The organism is Pseudomonas sp. AU11447 (assembly GCF_001672555.2).
GTDB lineage: Bacteria > Pseudomonadota > Gammaproteobacteria > Pseudomonadales > Pseudomonadaceae > Pseudomonas > Pseudomonas nitroreducens.
In genome coordinates this window covers 39,111-56,364 of sequence record NZ_LZDG02000052.1, presented here as the reverse complement: position 1 = coordinate 56,364, position 17,254 = coordinate 39,111, and the positions used below count along the sequence as shown (strand labels likewise).

15 protein-coding genes are annotated in these 17,254 nt (G+C 62.0%); 6 read left to right on the top strand and 9 right to left on the bottom strand.

Annotated elements, in window-relative coordinates; translation table 11 throughout:
* Window positions 1-7: 7 nt before the first annotated feature.
* Together A6723_RS20445 and A6723_RS20440 are read right to left on the bottom strand one after the other, a co-directional pair.
* Window positions 8-3,568: a transporter substrate-binding domain-containing protein gene (locus A6723_RS20445; protein WP_256235254.1), complete on the bottom strand. Its 3,561-nt coding sequence runs from the start codon at window positions 3,566-3,568 to the stop codon at window positions 8-10.
* A 92-nt stretch (window positions 3,569-3,660) separates the two neighbouring features.
* Window positions 3,661-4,287: a response regulator transcription factor gene (locus A6723_RS20440; protein ID WP_054910465.1), complete on the bottom strand. Its 627-nt coding sequence runs from the start codon at window positions 4,285-4,287 to the stop codon at window positions 3,661-3,663.
* Window positions 4,288-5,114: 827 nt separating this feature from the next.
* On the opposite strand from A6723_RS20440, the gene A6723_RS20435 reads away from it, so the two are divergent.
* A complete protein-coding gene (locus A6723_RS20435; RefSeq protein ID WP_054909212.1) occupies window positions 5,115-5,531 on the top strand; it encodes a response regulator in 417 nt (138 codons plus the stop codon).
* Here the strand turns inward: A6723_RS20435 and A6723_RS20430 are convergent.
* Complete coding sequence (locus A6723_RS20430; protein WP_054909211.1) at window positions 5,512-5,859, bottom strand: YggL family protein; 348 nt, start codon at window positions 5,857-5,859, stop codon at window positions 5,512-5,514. The two genes, A6723_RS20435 and A6723_RS20430, sit on opposite strands and share 20 nt — an antisense overlap.
* 254 nt (window positions 5,860-6,113) lie before the next feature.
* Between A6723_RS20430 and dacB the strand changes: the two genes are divergently transcribed.
* A complete protein-coding gene (gene dacB / locus A6723_RS20425; protein ID WP_024765085.1) occupies window positions 6,114-7,550 on the top strand; it encodes a D-alanyl-D-alanine carboxypeptidase/D-alanyl-D-alanine-endopeptidase in 1,437 nt (478 codons plus the stop codon).
* A 39-nt stretch (window positions 7,551-7,589) separates the two neighbouring features.
* Here dacB and A6723_RS20420 read toward each other — a convergent pair whose 3' ends face one another.
* Window positions 7,590-10,001: a diguanylate cyclase gene (locus A6723_RS20420; protein WP_054909208.1), complete on the bottom strand. Its 2,412-nt coding sequence runs from the start codon at window positions 9,999-10,001 to the stop codon at window positions 7,590-7,592.
* A gap of 101 nt (window positions 10,002-10,102) precedes the next feature.
* Entirely contained in the window at window positions 10,103-12,286 is a 2,184-nt protein-coding gene (gene rlmKL / locus A6723_RS20415; RefSeq protein ID WP_054909207.1) for a bifunctional 23S rRNA (guanine(2069)-N(7))-methyltransferase RlmK/23S rRNA (guanine(2445)-N(2))-methyltransferase RlmL, read from the bottom strand.
* Between the two features lie 474 nt (window positions 12,287-12,760).
* Between rlmKL and rmf the strand changes: the two genes are divergently transcribed.
* On the top strand, window positions 12,761-12,979 hold the full coding sequence (rmf, locus tag A6723_RS31415) for a ribosome modulation factor (protein ID WP_081519407.1): 219 nt from the start codon (window positions 12,761-12,763) through the stop codon (window positions 12,977-12,979).
* 103 nt (window positions 12,980-13,082) lie between these two features.
* Here rmf and A6723_RS20410 read toward each other — a convergent pair whose 3' ends face one another.
* Entirely contained in the window at window positions 13,083-14,108 is a 1,026-nt protein-coding gene (locus tag A6723_RS20410) for a quinone-dependent dihydroorotate dehydrogenase (RefSeq protein ID WP_054909206.1), read from the bottom strand.
* A 53-nt stretch (window positions 14,109-14,161) separates the two neighbouring features.
* Entirely contained in the window at window positions 14,162-14,383 is a 222-nt protein-coding gene (locus A6723_RS20405) for a DUF2835 domain-containing protein (RefSeq protein WP_024765089.1), read from the bottom strand.
* 149 nt (window positions 14,384-14,532) lie between these two features.
* Between A6723_RS20405 and A6723_RS20400 the strand changes: the two genes are divergently transcribed.
* Window positions 14,533-15,414 (top strand): DUF6685 family protein, encoded by an 882-nt coding sequence (locus A6723_RS20400; RefSeq protein WP_054909205.1) that lies wholly within the window; start codon window positions 14,533-14,535, stop codon window positions 15,412-15,414.
* A 9-nt stretch (window positions 15,415-15,423) separates the two neighbouring features.
* Here the strand turns inward: A6723_RS20400 and A6723_RS20395 are convergent, their stop codons facing one another.
* Complete coding sequence (locus A6723_RS20395) at window positions 15,424-15,837, bottom strand: helix-turn-helix transcriptional regulator (protein WP_233299474.1); 414 nt, start codon at window positions 15,835-15,837, stop codon at window positions 15,424-15,426.
* Between the two features lie 121 nt (window positions 15,838-15,958).
* On the opposite strand from A6723_RS20395, the gene A6723_RS20390 reads away from it, so the two are divergent.
* Complete coding sequence (locus tag A6723_RS20390) at window positions 15,959-16,171, top strand: helix-turn-helix domain-containing protein (RefSeq protein ID WP_054909203.1); 213 nt, start codon at window positions 15,959-15,961, stop codon at window positions 16,169-16,171.
* Here A6723_RS20390 and A6723_RS20385 read toward each other — a convergent pair.
* Window positions 16,162-16,692, bottom strand: coding sequence for a hypothetical protein (locus A6723_RS20385; protein ID WP_054909202.1), 531 nt, complete (start codon window positions 16,690-16,692; stop codon window positions 16,162-16,164). The two genes, A6723_RS20390 and A6723_RS20385, sit on opposite strands and share 10 nt — an antisense overlap.
* A 199-nt stretch (window positions 16,693-16,891) precedes the next feature.
* On the opposite strand from A6723_RS20385, the gene A6723_RS20380 reads away from it, so the two are divergent.
* Window positions 16,892-17,107 carry a hypothetical protein gene (locus A6723_RS20380; protein ID WP_054909201.1) on the top strand — a complete coding sequence of 72 codons (216 nt, stop codon included), beginning with the start codon at window positions 16,892-16,894 and terminating at the stop codon, window positions 17,105-17,107.
* Window positions 17,108-17,254 lie beyond the last annotated feature (147 nt).

The window sequence follows — 17,254 nt, the reverse complement described above, 5'->3', positions numbered from 1 at the left end:
GCACAGACTAGGCGGCCAGCGTACGCAACTGCGCCAGCAAATCGTCCTGCAGGGCCGCCATCGCTTGTTCCACGGCCAATGCCCGGTTGCGCAACTCGTCGCTGCCCAGACCATCCTTGCAGCCGCCCTCGAGCTGGCCGCACAACTCCTGGAGCGCGTTCGCATTGACCAGCCGAGCCGCGCCCTTCATGCGGTGGGCAAGGTCCGCCAGTTGCTTCCAGTCACCCGCCTCCCAAAGTGGCCGGACCTGGTCGATATCCAGCCGGTTACTGCTGTGCAACTCCTCCAGCAGGCGGCGAATCAGGCCGGGGTCACCGCCGGTCATTTCCCGCAGGGACTTCAGGTCAATCCCATCGGCTCGCTTGTCCTGATAGCCCCTTGACCGGTCATCGGCAGCGGTGATCTTCGGTACCGCTTCCAACCGTACCCGCAAGTTGTCCAGACCAATGGGCTTGAACAGGCAATCGTCCATCCCGGCGCGTCGACAGTTCTCGACCTCGTCGGGCTGGGCATTGGCGGTGAAACCGAAGATCACGCACGGCTCGGCCTCCATCTCCGCTTCCAGTTCGCGGATCTTGCGCGCCAGACCATAGCCATTGAGAACCGGCATGTTGCAGTCGGTAATCACCAGATCGAAATCGCCCGGATGCCATGCCTGAAGCGCCAGCGAGCCTTCGGACGCCACTTCGACCCGATGCCCCAGATGCTCCAGTTGCTGGGACAACAACATCCGATTGGCAGCGTGGTCGTCGACCACCAACACCTTCAGCGAATGAACAGACCTCAGCATGTCCGGAGCCGGGCGTAGCTCACCTTCGGGAAGGCTCTCGAGCGTCTGTAGCAACAGCCGCACGATGACCGTCGTCCCTTCGCCGGGGCGGCTCTCCATACGCACCGTCCCGCCCATCATTTCCGCCAACTTGCGGCAGATGGTCAGGCCCAGCCCGGTACCGCCACGACTTGAATGGCTGCTGCGGGCCACCTGGCTGAAGGGCTCGAACAACTGCCGCTGATCCTCGTCGGAAATCCCAATACCGCTGTCCTTCACGCTGACCTCGAGGGACAGGCGTTCGCCAGCGACCCGCTCCCCGGAGACGCGGATTCGCACCTGGCCAACATCGGTGAACTTGATGGCATTGCTGACCAGGTTCGACAGGATCTGCTTGAACCGCAGCGGATCGATCAACACATCGCAGGCGGAGTCCGCCTCGATCTCCAGCCTAAGCTCCAGCGCCTTCTGCCGGGCCAGCCCGTCGAACACGCGGGCCACGGACTCCACCAGTTCACGCAGGTGTGCTCGCTCCGGCAGCAAGGTCAGGCGACCGGACTCGATCTTGGCTACGTCGAGAATGTCGCCGATCAGCGTCAGCAACGAATGCGCAGAGTCATAAGCCACTTCCACCGGCTCGCGCTCCCAGTGCCCCTGATCGGCTCGAGTCAACGCCAACTCGAGCATTCCGATCACCGCATTCATCGGAGTACGGATCTCATGGCTCATGGTCGCCAGGAAAGTACTCTTCGCCCGGTTGGCTTCCTCGGCCTGCTCCTTGGCCGCCTCCAACTGGTGGTGCAGGCGCTCTCGCTCGGTAACATCGATCCAGCCGGTCACTACACCGGAAAGCTCGCCGCCGGGCCCATGGTATGGCGTGGCCCAGTAATAGATTTCACGAACATCGCCGCAAATCTGCAGCATCAGGTCGGAGGCCACCTTGCCATCCTGTTCCATGGCCTGCTGATGCATCAGCTGGAGCGTGGCTGCGTCCCGCACATCCAGCCACGAGCAATCGGCAACTCGGGTGCCGCCGGCCGTCTCGTGGGTCATACCGGTCTCCGTCAGGAATCCGATATTGCAGGTGACCAGACGCCCTTCGCGGTCCCTCACGGCCACCGGCTGCGGAATACCATCGATCAGGGCACGCTTGAATGCGAGCCGGTAATTGAGCTCGCGCTCGGAGTCCTGTCGGTGCCGGACCTTCAACCACAAGCGCCAATTCCACAGCAACAGCAGGAGCAGCAACAGTGCTGCGGCCCACGCGAGCTGGATGAATTGCGTGCGGTAGCCTTGCCAGATGCTGTCCGGCCTTTCCATGCTGGCAGACCAGCGGGTAACGATGTTGCTCATGTCCTCGGGGGATATGGCGAGGACCGCCTTGTTCAGAATACCGAGGAGCTCCGGGTCAGTCTGGGAAACAGCCAGGGAGAACTGCCCCGGCTCCCGGTCGAGGGCAAGCGCTACACGCAACTCTGGGTAATAGCGAGAGATCAGGTAGTTGGCGGAAGACAGCAGATGAATTCCCGCATCGACCTTGCCTTCGCTGATCATCGACAGGTCATCGACGTTGTTCTCGACCTCGACCACTTTGGCCTGCGGATGATGCATACGCAGAAAATCGGCGATGACCGAGCCCTTTGGAACTGCGACTCGACGCCCATCCAGATCACCCAGCGAATGCAGCCAGTCGCCCTTTCCGGACACCACGACCACGAAGGAGGCGGTCATGTAGGGACGAGTGAAGCCGAGCCACTCTTCGCGCTGGTTGGTCGGTGTCAATGCTGCGATGATTTCTGCCTTGCCCGTTTTCACCTGCTCCAGCATCGCCGTGACGCTGGGCAGGGGGCGAACCTCGAAGTCGAGGCCCGTGCGGCTCTGGACGAGATCCAGCACGTCTGCGGCAATGCCGCGAAACTGCCCCTGGGCATCAAAGAATGAGACGGGAGCCAGAGCCTGATCCACGACCACCACCGGGCGAGGATGACGATCAAGCCAGCGCTGTTCCCGGGGGGTGAGGATGAGGCGCTGATTGACGATCGAGAATGCCCCGCCAGGACTCCAGCGCCGCTGGATCGAGATCTTGGTCTGGCGTGGAATAGCAGCCAGGGTCTGGTTGAGAATGTCCAGTAGCTCATCCGCGGAGGCGGTGACTGCAAAACTGAACCCCAGGCCATCGAAACCGGCGAAATTCAGTGGTTTGAGGTTCGCTAGGTATCCCTGGCTGATCAGATACTGGGCACTGAAGGCATCGCCGACGTAGAAGTCCGCCTGACCGAAGGCAACGGCCTCCAGGGCCCGACGCACTGACTGGTAGCTCTGGATAGTGGTCCCGGAAAGGTATTTGTCGCGCTCATCCGCGGAGAAATAGTCGCTGACCACGGCAATGCGCTTTCCCACCAACTGCGCGGCATTCTCCAGGCGCACGCCCTCTGGGCCGATAACCACAGGCTGATTGGAAAAATAGGGTTGCGTAAGGGCTACATCGGGACGCATGGCCTCGTAACGGGTGGAACGACTGAGCATGTCGATGTCCCCCCGCTCCAGAGCCAGCAGGGCCGTGGTGCGATCCGCATAACGGCGTACCTCGACGCGAACATTGAGCGCGTCGGCAATGACTCCGGCGAAATCTGCCGTGATGCCCTCGAGATCGGTGCCGCTGGCCATGATGTCGAAGGGGGCATAGTCCGGTGCAGTCACGCCGAGACGCAGCGTGCGCTTGTCCCTGAGCCATTGCCAGTCGGCATCGTTCAACTTCACCTTGACCGGCTCGTCCGTCGAACGAGCCAGCAGGTTCATTGCAGTCCAATCGTGCGGCTCCGCGACTACCCATCCACAACAGATGAATAACAACACACTGACGAGCAATCGGAAGCGGTACATCACACACCTCAGACCAGAGCATTCCGCTTGGCGAACTCGATCAGATCGACCAGGGAATGAGCATTGAGCTTCAGCAGCAGTCGAGTCTTGTAGGTGCTGACCGTCTTGTTGCTGATGAACATCTGCTCGGAGATTTCCTTGTTCGAATATCCGTTGGCCAGGTACTGGAGGACAGCCATCTCACGGTCGGAAAGGCGCTGGATGAGTTCCTGGTCATCCATCTGCCCGCTGTTGCGGCGGGTCTGGCGAACGGCGGTACTGGGGAAGTAGTTGTAGCCGGCGACCACGGCGTTGACCGCACTGATCAACTCAGCAAGGCCACCCTGCTTGCAGACGAAGCCAGAAGCTCCGGCCTGCATGCAACGCATGGCGAACAATGAAGCGCTCTGTCCAGTCAGCACCAGGACCTTGAGCGGAAGCTCGAAAGCGGAAATCCGACTGATGACCTCCAGGCCATCCAGTCGCGGAATGCCGATATCCAGAACGACGAGGTCCGGAATCAGATCCTTGACGAGCGAAAGCGCATCCACACCATTATCGGTTTCCCCAACGATGGTATGGCCTTCCTTTTCCAGCAGCACGCGCATTGCCATACGAATGACCGGGTGATCATCGACAATAAGAACTTTGCTCATCAAGCTTCCTCCCACAGACCCATCGAATTAGTATTTGCCCGTAAGATATATGCGAAGCTTGTTCTGTCGAGATTACCCACCCTCATTATTCATAATTAGAGGACTTTCCTACGCAACATCTAAATAATTCCTACAAAAATCTCTCTTCCCTCCACCATCCGCCCCTCTCTCGCGAGATTATTCTTACAGAACACACAAGAAAATTCGGCCTAGAGCGCTGACAAACCTCGACACCATCTCCGCATACTCCATCTGTCTGGCTGTTGATATGCACTCATCCTTAACTCACAGGCAACAATGGATAGCCATCTCCACTGTGTCGAACTGCAGGACGAAAAAAATGGACATAAGACCTATGCTTCGGCCTTTCCGGACGCAGAGAGCCAGTCGACTCCGAGACTTGGGCAGCAGCAGGCGCCAGACTTCAACCCTATCCATGAAGGGTGCCTGCACGGCAAAGCCTGATGGCATCGCTGTCGCCCGCCAAGCAGCGCGCGCGGAATAAAACCTGACACTTCCTACGAGAATTGAAACCTACCCAGCACCGTGCAACAGATAATATTCAAGGGTAATTTAAAATCGCCAAAACTGAGCAACAGGCGACGCCACCCAATACCGCAGATATACAAAGCCAGAAGAATAAATCCAACTTCCTGAACACAATAGTGACTAGAAACAAAATCAAGAAAAATCCTCAATTCTGAATATGTATACGCAATTGCATACTCAGAGTTCGGACAGCATGCCACTCCGGTCTTTATGCCTGCCCTTGGAGAACCTTCGGCGAACGTTCATCAACTGCATCCAGCATTTTCAAGGAGCGCATAGTGCAGGACAACAAACTCAGCATCCTGGTCGTCGAAGATCATCCCTTCCAGTTAATCGCCACCCAAATGCAATTGAACCGCTTGGGATTCTTCAGGCTGACTCCTGCACTGGACGCCACGGAAGCGCGCGAAGCGTGCGCACGTCGCAGAGAACCATTCGACTTGCTGCTCTGCGACATAAATCTGCCGGACGTCAATGGAATCGAATTGGCCTGCGAGCTGGCCGACGCAGGCAGGGTTCTCCACGCAGTCCTGTTCAGTGGCCGCGAAGAAGATGAGTTGCAGGCCGAGCTAAAAACGCTCAAAGCACGAGGGCTGCCCATCCTGGCCTGCCTGCCGAAACCTCTCGACCCATGGAAACTGATGCAGGTCCTGAGAGCGGAGGAGAGCCTCAAGCTCAACGAGCAGGCGGATTGACCGGCTGGTCCGGGTACCAGGCATCAATCAACGGGCTGACGGTGAACTCCGCCAGCTCGGGCTGCTGCCTCAACCAGCCCTCGACCAACTCGCGCTGCTCGTTGCTCACCGAGCCACGCCGGGCCAGGCAGATGAAGCCGTACTCATCGCACCCACTGTAGACAAGGTCATTGGGCTCGACAGCATCAGCGGCGAAGCGCTTCAAGAAGTCGCCGATGGAGTCTTCGTCCTTACCCTCGCGGTACTTGAAGCTCAACTCGAAACCGAGCTCCTGGAACTCATCGACACACAACTTCTTGCGTAAACGACGGGAACGATGGGTGGCCATCTGAATCTCTCCTCATGAGGGCTTCGCCACTCGACGAACAAGTGTGCCCGAGCCAAATACACAACTTGCGCCAGCACAGTCACGCAGTATCTCGTCGAGACGACCGGCGCTCGAAGGCCTGCGCATACTGGAACGGCTTGCGGCATAATGTGCCGCGTCTCCCAGTCCAACAGGGAGTACTTCAACTGTAGTGTTGCGCTTCATCTTTTCATTTTTTCAAGTCAATGCCCGACCACTGGGATGTCATCTTTTCTATGTTCAAGTCTCTGCGCGTCCTCGCTCTCGCCACATTACTGCCCTTTGCCTTACCGGCCGTTGCCCAGATCAACACCACCCTGCCCGAGCGCGTACAGAAGGCGCTGAGAGCCAGCAAGCTCACCGATGACGCTCTCTCGCTGGTGATGATTCCGCTCGAAGGCCCCGGTAACGCCACTTATTTCAACTCCGACGTCTCGGTGAACCCGGCGTCGACCATGAAGCTGTTCACCACCTATGCCGCCCTGGAGATGCTCGGCCCGACCTATCAGTGGCAGACCGAGTTCTACACCGACGGCCAGCTCAAGGACGGCGTCCTGAACGGCAACCTGTATCTGAAGGGCGGCGGCGACCCGAAGCTGAACCTGGAGAAACTCTGGTTGATGATGCGCGACCTGCGCGCCAACGGCGTGCTCAAGGTCACCGGCGACCTGGTGCTGGACCGCAGCTACTTCAATATTCCGCAGTTGCCGGTATTCAATGACGACGGCGGCGACGACAACAAGCCGTTCCTGGTCGGCCCCGACTCGCTGATGGTCAACCTGAAGAGCGTGCGTCTGGTAATCCGCACCGAGGGCAGCAAAGCCACTGTCCTGATGGACCCGCCGCTGGCGAACGTGCGCATCGACAACCAGATCCAAGTGAGCAAGGCCGCCGCCTGCCCGGCCTGGCCGAAGCTGCGTTTCAACCCCGTGACCCAGTTCGACGGTACCTCGCTGGTCGCCACCGGGCAGATTCCGCAAGGCTGTAGCGCACAGACCTACATGTCCCTTCTCGAACACCCCGCCTACACCGCCGGTGCCGTGCGCGGCATCTGGCAGGAACTGGGCGGCAGCATCCTCGGCAAGGACCGTGAAGGCGCCGTACCGAAGAACGCCACCCTGGTGGCCCGCGCCATGTCGCCGGACGTCGTGGAAATCATCCGCGACATCAACAAGTTCAGTAACAACACCATGGCCCGCCAGCTGTTCCTCTCGGTCGGCCGCCAGTACCGCAACGGCGCCGACGCAGACGACGCCCAGGCCGCGCAGCGGGTGATCCGCCAGTGGCTGGCGCGCAAGGGCATTACCGCCAGCCACCTGGTGATGGAGAACGGTTCCGGCCTGTCCCGCGACGAGCGCGTCAGCGCTCGCGAGATGGCTGCCATGCTGCAAGCCGCGTGGCACAGCCCCTATGCTGCCGAGTACATTTCCTCGCTGCCGATCGTGGCGAAGGACGGCACCATGCGCAAACGCCTGCGCGGCACGCCCATGGCCGGCGAAGCCCACGTGAAGACCGGCACCCTGAACACCGTACGCGCACTTGCCGGCTTCAGCCGTGATGCCAATGGCCGCACCTGGGTCGTGGTGGCAATCCTCAACAGCAACCGCCCCTGGGGCGCCTCGTCGATCCTCGACCAGGTACTGCTGGATCTCTACAGCAGCACCAAGCACTGACCCAACGCGAGCCCCGGCCAACAGGCCGGGGTTTTCGAATCAGGCTTCGACCTTTTCCAGACGGTCGCGCCCCAGGCGCTTGGCGCGATAGACCGCTCGGTCCACCTTGCGCATCAGATCATCGGCGCTTTCCCCAGGGGACCAGGAGGCGACTCCGAAGCTCGCCGTGACCACGCCCACTCCCTCCATCGGCTGACCACGCAGTGCCTGCCACAACGCCTCGGCCAACTGCCAGGCCTGCTCCGTGGTACTGCCCGGGCAGAGCACCACCAGCTCCTCGCCTCCCAGGCGACAGAACACATCCACCTTGCGCAGGCGCTGGGAAATGCGCTGGCACAAGGTCACCAGCACGATATCCCCCGCCTCGTGGCCAAAGCGGTCGTTGATATTCTTGAAGTGGTCGATGTCGAACATCACCAGCGACAGCGGCTCGCCGCTGCGCGAGCAGCGCGCCATGGCCTGGTCCAATTGCTCCTTGAAATAACGGCGGTTGTGGATGCCGGTGAGCGCATCGGTGACCGAAAGGCGCCGCAGCTCCAGCTCCGCTTCCTTGCGCCGGGTGATGTCGGTGGCGATGCCCAGGTAACCGGTGGTGCTGCCAGACGAATCGCGCACGCCGGTGATGATCAGATTGATCTTCAGTTGCCGGCCATCTCGACGCACACAGGTCCACTCGTGCTCCTCGTGCCCCTCGCCGACCAATGCTCCGACCACTTCGAAGCCGCGAATCTCACGGCCGAGGATGCTCGACAGATCCTGCGCACGACGGCGGATTTCGTCCTTGACGAAGACGTTCTCCGGCACCGGCCTCCCGATCACCTCCTGGGCGCTGTAGCCAAACATGCGTTCGGCCCCCACATTGAAGCTGCGCACGAACCCGCGCAGGTCGGTCGACACGATGGCAACCTGGGTCGCCGCATCGAGCAGGCCGTGCAGACGGCTATTCACCTCGCCCAGCTCCAGTTCGGCGGCCTTGCGCGAACTGATGTCGGTCTGAGTACCGATCATGCGCCGCGCCGCGCCGTCGTTGTCGCGCTCCACCACCTGCCCGCGATCGAGTACCCAGAGCCAGCGCCCACTCTTGCAGCGCAACCGATGTTCGCTCTGGTAGAGCGAAGTCTCGCCACGCAGATGCCGGCGCAACGCTTCGCAACGTGCGACCTTGTCGTCTGGATGGACACGACTCAGGCTTTCGTCGGTCGTGGTGCCCACCTCGCTGTCGCGGTAGCCAAGCATCGCTTTCCAGGCGTGGGAGTAGAAGACGCTGCCGCTATCCAGGCTCCAGTCCCATACGCCATGACCGGCGCTGTCCATGGCGAAGTGCAGGCGCGCCTGGTTCTCCTGCAGCTCCAATTGGTTGGCGCGCAGTTCGGCCGTGCGCTCTCCTACCAGTTGCAGCGCCCGCTGACGCTGGCCCAGCAGGATCAGGACATAACCGGCGAGCAACAGGGAGGTCAGCCCGCCCGCGAAGATCACCCACAGCTGAGGATGCCCCTGGTTGCGCCGCAGAAAGTCGCTGGATGGCTCGACGCGCACCAGATAGTCGCGACCAGCGAATGCCAGGTAGCGCTCGGCCACCAACCCTGCCGTCTGGTCGGGGGACACCGGGCTTCGATACAGGGGGACATCCGGGCGCAGGTCGCCGGAATCGCGCAATGTCAGGGCCAGTTGCTCCTCGCGCCCCTCCACGCCCTGCTCGATGAGCAGCCGGTAACTGATGGCCGCCAGCAGGATGCCCTGGATCCCGACGCGGGTTTCCGCCGTTGGGCTGGGCGTCACGCTGGTCCGGTAGAAGGGCGCCGCCAGAAGTACCCCGGTGGAGTCGGCCGGCGGTGCGCCGGGCAGGACTACCGGGATAGAGGCCGCAACAGCGCGCGTCTTCACTACGCGCCGGGTCAGCTCGCGCCCCGGCAACGTCGAGTTGAGATCCAGCCCCAGCGGCATTTCCTCCAGATACTCGGAGGCACCATAAAGGACAGGGAAGTAGTTGTCCCGGACCTGCGCGGGAATCGGCTGCCCTTGCAGGTTGAGCTCGAACAGCATGTAGTCGAGCATCCCGGCAGCATGAGCGCGGGCTTCGAAAGCCTCCCGGTCGTGCTGCGCCACATGGGGCAGCCAGGCATAGCCCAGGGTGTCGCCCAGCAGGGGGCTGACGAAATGCTCGAACTCCTCTCTGGAGACCGACCTGGAATTCTCGAAGAAGCGCTGGATCGACTCCAGTTCACTCTGCTGTATCGTGAACCGCTCGCGGACCCGGTCGATCCGCTCATTGGCGGCCAGGGAGAACTGCTGCTCGAGGGCTACACGGGCGTTACGCCAGACATTCCAGCCCAACAGAGCGGTCAGCAGCAGACCTGCCGCCAGCACCAGGCCGGCGGCGCGCAGAGCCTTCTTCTGGCTGACGACTCCCTGAGCAACGGGCAACTGCTCGTAGGCCGGCAACTGAGTCATGTGGAATCCCGATCTCAGGGTTACTCAGTTTTTATAGCAGCCGATGGCCATTTGCCCAGCGCCCGCGCGACGCACGGCCCCTGCCGCGCGCCGCTGGGACTTCAACGAACGGTGATGCGCCAGGCGCGGTGGATCTTGCTGTTGCGGGCAAAATCCTGGTCCAGCGTCTGGGCGCTGATATCCTCGACCTGATAGCGCGCCGACAGCCCTTCATCCAACTCGAACTTGCGGAAGTTGTTGGAGAAGTACAGCACCCCGCCCTTGGCCAGCCGCGCCATGGCCAGGTCGATCAGCTCGACATGGTCACGCTGCACGTCGAACACCCCTTCCATGCGCTTGGAGTTGGAGAAGGTCGGCGGGTCTATGAAGACCAGGTCGTACTCGCCGCGGTCTTCGCGCAGCCATTCCATCACGTCGCTCTGCACCAGGCGCTGCTTGTCGGAGAAGCCATTGAGCGACAGGTTGCGCCGCGCCCAGTCCAGGTAGGTCTTGGACAGGTCAACACTGGTGGTGCTGCGCGCATCGCCCTTGGCCGCATGCACGGTCGCCGTGGCGGTGTAGCAGAACAGGTTGAGGAAGCGCTTGCCGGCAGCCTCGCGCTGGATGCGCAGACGGATCGGGCGGTGATCGAGGAACAGACCGGTGTCGAGGTAGTCAGTCAGGTTGACCAGCAGCTTCACGCCGCCCTCTTCCACTTCCATGAAACGGCCTTCGGCATTCTGCCGCTCGTACTGCTTCTTGCCGGCCTGGCGCTCGCGACGCTTGATCACGATGCGCTCGGTGGGAATACCCAGGGCTTGCGGCAGCGCCGCCAGTGCATCGAGCAGGCGGGTCTGGGCCTTCTCCGGGTCGATGGACTTGGGTGCCGCGTACTCCTGCACGTGCGCCCAGTCACGGTAGAGATCCACAGCCAGGGCGTACTCGGGCATATCGGCGTCATACACCCGGTAGCACTCGATCTTTTCCTTGCGCGCCCACTTGCCCAGCGCCTTGACGTTTTTCTGCAGGCGATTGGCGAACATCTGCCCACCCTCGCTCAGGCGAGCCTGCTCGATCACCGCGGCGCCCTGAACCGGTGACGCTTCGCTACGCTCACCGCGCTCGCCGGTCACGAACTGGCGCGGCTCCACGTCGAGCATGATCAGCTTGCACGGCAATGCGCCGTTGAAGAACGCGTACTGCTTGTGGCTGCGGATACCCATGCGCTTGCCCAGCTCCGGCGCGCCGGTGAACACCCCGGCGCTCCAGCCCAGGCAGCTCTGGCGAAGCCGTTCGCCCAGATGCTGGTAGAGGTACAGCAGGCTGGCCTCATCCCCCAGGCGCTCGCCGTAGGGTGGGTTGCAGATGATCAGGCCCTTCTGGCCCTTGTCCGGACGCGGCTCGAACGTCGCCAGCTCGCCCTGGTAGATCTTCACCCACTCAGCCAGCCCCGAGCGCTCGATGTTGTTGCGCGCCGGCTGGATCAGGCGAGGATCGGCTTCATAGCCACGAATCCACAGCGGGGTCTTCGCCAGGCCGACGTCGGCGCGCTGCTGAGCCTCGTCGATCAGCTTCTTCCAGATTGCCGGCACATGGCCCAGCCAGTTGCTGAAACCCCAGCGCTCGCGCTTGAGGTTCGGCGCCACATCAGCGGCAATCAGGCCGGCCTCGATGAGGAAGGTACCGACGCCGCACATCGGGTCGGACAGTGCGCCGCCTTCAGCGGCGATCTTCGGCCAACCGGCGCGGATCAGCACCGCTGCGGCGAGGTTTTCCTTCAGCGGCGCGGCGCCTTGCTGCAGGCGATAGCCGCGCTGGTGCAGGCTGTGGCCGGAGAGGTCCAGCGACAGTACCGCCTGGCCACGATCCAGGTGCAGGTGCACGCGGATATCCGGATTGACCTTGTCCACCGTCGGACGCTTGCCGAACTCGGCGCGCAGGTTATCGACGATGGCGTCCTTGACCTTCAGCGCACCGAAGTGGGTGTTGTCGATGCCCGAGCCCTTGCCGCTGAACTCCACCGCCAGGCTGCCGTCGGCCTCGAGGTGATCGCTCCAGGGTACGGCGTTGACGCCCAGGTAGAGGTCTTCGGCATTGCTCACCGGGAAGCGCGACAGCACCAGCAGCACACGGTTGGCCAGGCGCGACCAGAGACACAGACGGTAGGCCGTCTCCAGGTCGCCCTTGCCACGAATGGCCGAAACCTGGGCACGCGCCTCGGTCAGCCCGAGCGCCTGGGCTTCCTCCAGCAACAGGCCATCGAGCCCTTTCGGGCAGGTGAGGAAGAGATCGTGCAAATCCGCCATGCAAATAATTCCCGGGCCGCAGCCCTTTCAGCAAAGCCGCTTACGGCCTTGTCGGCCACCTTTTTATTCGACCAAGGCGACCCGTGTATTCATTTTCAGGGATGGACCGGCGAACCGACCTGCGGCCTCGCGTCGCAGAAAGTCATCCCACTCGTCGGAACGAGAGATGGTCTCAATTAGACACACATTCCTCTTGATCCTCGGCAAGCTCCCGCCCCTGGCGGGTTATGCCGTACTGGCATTTTGCAAACCGGGCGAACCTTATGGCTTGAACCCATAAGAGTTACGTCCTTATGACAAATTGGTCATTCACAGCCCCGGAACCTTTCGATAGAACTCGGGGTAATCCTTCACCGCAATGGTGTCGGGCGGGGCGCGTCACGCCGGCAATGCGCCCCATTTGGCGGAACATTCCGCCCGGCCTCCCTGGGGGGCCAACGGGACATAACAGTCAACAAGTGAGGGCTACACCCTATGAGAAGACTTAAGCGTGATCCGTTGGAAAGAGCCTTTTTGCGCGGTTATCAGCACGGCATTACTGGAAAATCTCGCGACCTCTGTCCGTTTACCCATCCCACTACCCGGCAATCCTGGCTCAACGGCTGGCGTGAGGGCCGCGGTGACAACTGGGATGGTTTGACCGGCGCCGCCGGTATTCAACGAGTGAACCAATTGCAGCACGCAACAGGCTGAATCCAGGGTCACCCACGACTTCCCCAAGCCGCCCCATCCGGGCGGAAAAGGGCGCAAGCCCAAGGGCTCCGAAAGGAGCCCTACTTATTTCTGCTACCTGTCCTTACGCCCGCTTGGCCGCAGCAATAGCGTCCACTGCCTCGCGAATCAGCGCCGGGCCCTTGTAGATGAAGCCGGAATAGATCTGCACCAGGCTCGCCCCCGCAGCGATCTTATCCGCTGCATGCGCGCCTTCGGTAATACCGCCGGCCGCGATGATCGGCAGGCGGCCACCCAGTTCGCCGGCCAGTACCTTGACGATGTGCGTACTCTTCTCGCGCACCGGAGCGCCCGACAAGCCGCCCGCCTCGTTGCCGAACGGCAGGTGCTCGACACCTTCGCGGCCCAGGGTGGTGTTGGTGGCGATCACCGCATCCATGCCCGACTCGATCAGCGCAGCGGCAACCATCGCGGTTTCCTCATCGCTCATGTCCGGGGCGATCTTGATCGCCAGGGGCACGCGACGGCCATGCTGCACGGCCAGGTCTTCCTGGCGCTGGCGCAATGCCTCGAGCAGCTGCTTGAGCGAATCGCCGAACTGCAGGCTGCGCAGGCCGGGGGTGTTCGGCGAGCTGACGTTGACCGTGACATAGCTGGCGTGGGCGTAGACCTTGTCCAGGCAGATCAGGTAGTCGTCCACCGCACGCTCGACCGGGGTATCGAAGTTCTTGCCGATGTTGATGCCCAGCACGCCCTTGTACTTCGCCGCCTTGACCCGCTCGATCAGATGATCGACGCCATGGTTGTTGAAGCCCATGCGGTTGATGATCGCGGTGGCTTGCGGCAGGCGGAAGATGCGCGGCTTGGGGTTGCCCGGCTGCGGACGCGGGGTGACGGTGCCGATCTCGACGAAACCAAAGCCCAGCTGGGCGAAGCCATCGATGGCATCGCCGTTCTTGTCCAGGCCGGCAGCCAGCCCCACGGGGTTGGCGAACTCCAGGCCCATCACCTTCACCGGCAGGCTGCTGGGCGCCTGCGTCAGCAGGCCATTGAGGCCCAGGCGGCCACCGGCACCGATCAGGTCGATGGACAATTCATGGGAGGTTTCCGGGGAGAGCTTGAACAGGAGCTCGCGGGCCAGGCTGTACATGGTCGGGCATCGGTCGGCAAAATGGGGCGCTATTATAGCCAGCCTGCCCTCGCTCAGGCGAGGCGACGCAGCGCCAGCAGCCGCCCGGAATCATCGAATTCCAGCTCGAAGCTGCCGTGCACTCCGGAGTGAGTGACGAATGGACGCAGGTGATGAGCAGGCAGGTTGACCTGCCGGCCATCGCGGCTACGTACCTGTACCCGGTTGGCATGCCCGCGATAGAGCGCCTGCAGCCGATCCGCCGACAGAGAAATATCCAGCACAACGCAAGCCATGGAGGCCTCCCGGAAGTGAAGGAAAGAATTTTGCCACAACGCATGCGCCCAACGGCGCCAGGGTTTTCTATGCTTAGGGCAATACGCCGCGCATCCGGCCCGGCGCTTCCTGCACTGACCAATCGGCCATCGGGAGTCTTGCGTCGTCCATGAGTCAACCACCTCGCCCCCGCAGCGTGACCAGTCGGCTGGCTGCCCTTGCCCAACGCCTGGGCATCGGCAACGCCGATGGACGGAACATCGTCGAACGCAGCCGGAGCCTGTCCCTGCCCTTCGAACCGCTACCCAACTGGCCCGCCGGCCTCGGCTGGCAGTCCGGGCCGCCACTGTACCGGCTGATCGACCTGCCGCGCGGAGCGCTCTCCGGCCCCGTTCAGGAGGACAAGGCGCGCATCCATGCCGTACTCAAGCGCCTGGTAAGCAGCCGCCAAGAGGAACGTCCCGCAGTCGACATGCGCAGCATCGACGGCCTGTGCTGCCGTGGCCTCGTCGACAGCCCGCTTGCAGGGCTGGAGGAGCTTTCCAACTGCGAGCAGTGCCGCAAGGTGCGCATCATCAGCTACAACGATTTCACCAAGGTACTGGGCGTCGCCCTGCCCGGTTTCGAGCGCAAGGCGCAACTGCAGTTACGCAGCGCCGGATGGCACGGCGAGCGTCTGTTCTGGGACGACGACAATCACCCCTGCGAACTGGCCAACGCAGTGGTCTATGCCCGCCGCCGCGGGCTGGAGATCGTCCTGCCCGCGCGAATCCAGCGTTTCGCGTTACAGGCTGCTGTCCTGGATGAACTGCAGCGCGACTTCCACATGCTGGCCATGCCGTCGAGGGCCTGGAGCGACGCAGCCTTCATGGAGTTGCTGCTGGAAACCGGCATGCCCTACGCGCGCTTCGGCCTGTTCAACTCGGAAACCCCGGAGAGCCTCCTGCTGCCCAGGGACAATCCGGCGTCGGATGCCTTCGGCCAAGGACTGCAAGAGGCCGGGGCACCGGATGTGATCACGTACCTGCGCAACGTCGGCAACAAAAGCTGACCCTCGGCATCACACCTCAGGTGCGTCCTCGCGGAGCTGGCGCTCTTCTTCGTCCAGGCTTTCCAGCATTGCGTGATGCCTGGCCTGCCACTCTTCCAGACTGAGACCCGCCGTCGCCAACAGCTGAGGGTTGCGCTTCACCAGGTAGACCGCTGCCCGCTGGGCGGAGTCTTCCACCTTCCAGCTCACCTCGGCCGGATCGATCGGTCCTTCATAGGTGATCCAGCGGCTGAAATCCGGGTACACGCTGCAGACCTTCTGGAAGTCCAGGTCCCGCATGCGCTGGTTGCCGTACTCGATGTTCTCCACATCCTTGGCCTTCATGCCGACTGTCTCAGCGAAGGCGCGGCGCGACAGCCCCGTCAGTGAGCGCAGCGCCCGTAGTCTCTCTCCTGCGGTGAACAGGAAACGTTTCTTAATCATGTGTCGTCCATCTCCGAGACTGCGAAGGCCTCGAAAAACACCCCAACTACTAGGATAAATTGGCTATCCAGACCGAGGCGCAAGCCCGTGGATCAAGGGGCATGATGGTGCGGGACACTATATGAAGCAGGGAAGAGGATTCACCCCGGACTTGCACGCGGGTGGCTATTACGTGACGCCGCAGCGCTTTGCACAGCTGATCGGCCTGGGCGACCGCCAAGCCATTGTGCAACGCTGGATCGAGCAAGGAGACCTCCCCTCGCGCTGTATCGGCGGCCAAACCCTGGTGGACCTGGCCGCCCTGCTCCTGATGACCGAGCCGGATCAGTCCTGATCGGCTTCCTGGGCGGCCTGCAACGCCGGCATGGCGGGAATGCCGACTTCCACGCAGAGTGCCATGACGCGCTCCAGATCGTTTCGATACACCAGCACACACTGCAGTTCGGTATCCAGCGGCTCGCTGAAGTCCACCAGCACGTACCCGCCCTTTTCCGGGTACAGCGCACCGAGCTGGGTCTGGATGCGATTCAGCGCCGCCAGCGGCTCGGCCTTGCGCAATTGCTTGGCCTGCAGCACGAAGTTGACGCTGGGGTCGAAGGAGGCGCGGATCTCGCCGAACAGCTCCTCGTAGCTGTCACCCATGAACAGCACGATTTCCGGCAGGCTGCCGACCACGACCCATTCACCCAGGGGGATGGGGAAGCTGTCGTCGTAGTTGATGTCGGCATTGGCTGCGAGGAAGGCGGCAGGATCGGCATAGGCCTGCGAGGCCTCGTCGGCGATCTGCTGGATCTCTTCCTCCGCCAGGCAGCCGGAGCTGATCAGCGTGAGGAGTTCGACGAGTTGCGCTTTCATGAGGGAGTCCTGAAGAGAGATGAACAGCCGGAAAGCATATCTGCATTCGCCCTAAAACACCGCAGGTAGGGAACTTTCCGTCAGACGAAAGCGTCCGAAGTTGCCAGAAACGATACCCACTATCGAACGGGATGATTTCTGCTCACCTCGAGCGGTTGATAGCCTGACAACCATCCCGAACCAGCCTGCGTGTGAAACCATGAACCGTGCCCTCGCCCTTCTCTCCCTGACCCTGCCCCTGTGGCTGGTGGGTTGCGCCAGTCAGCCCGCGCCGCAGCAGGAGCCCTACAGCAACGAACAGGTGAAGTCCTTCGCGCTGAAGATGCTGGGGACCAGCAACATGTCCGATGAGCTGTACGCCAAGTACCGCCGGGCTCTGACCGAGCCGCACGAGGATGGGCGGAGCGGCAGCTGATTTCACGTCGCCCCCTTTTTCTGATTGCCTCTGCGAGGCGCTCCTGGAGGCCAGCCCTGTCGGCCTTGCTTTCTGCTCTTCTGATTGGGAGTGTCTGCGCTGCCTTGGCGTGCGCGCAGGGCCGGTCTCTCCCCTTCGGGTGGCCTG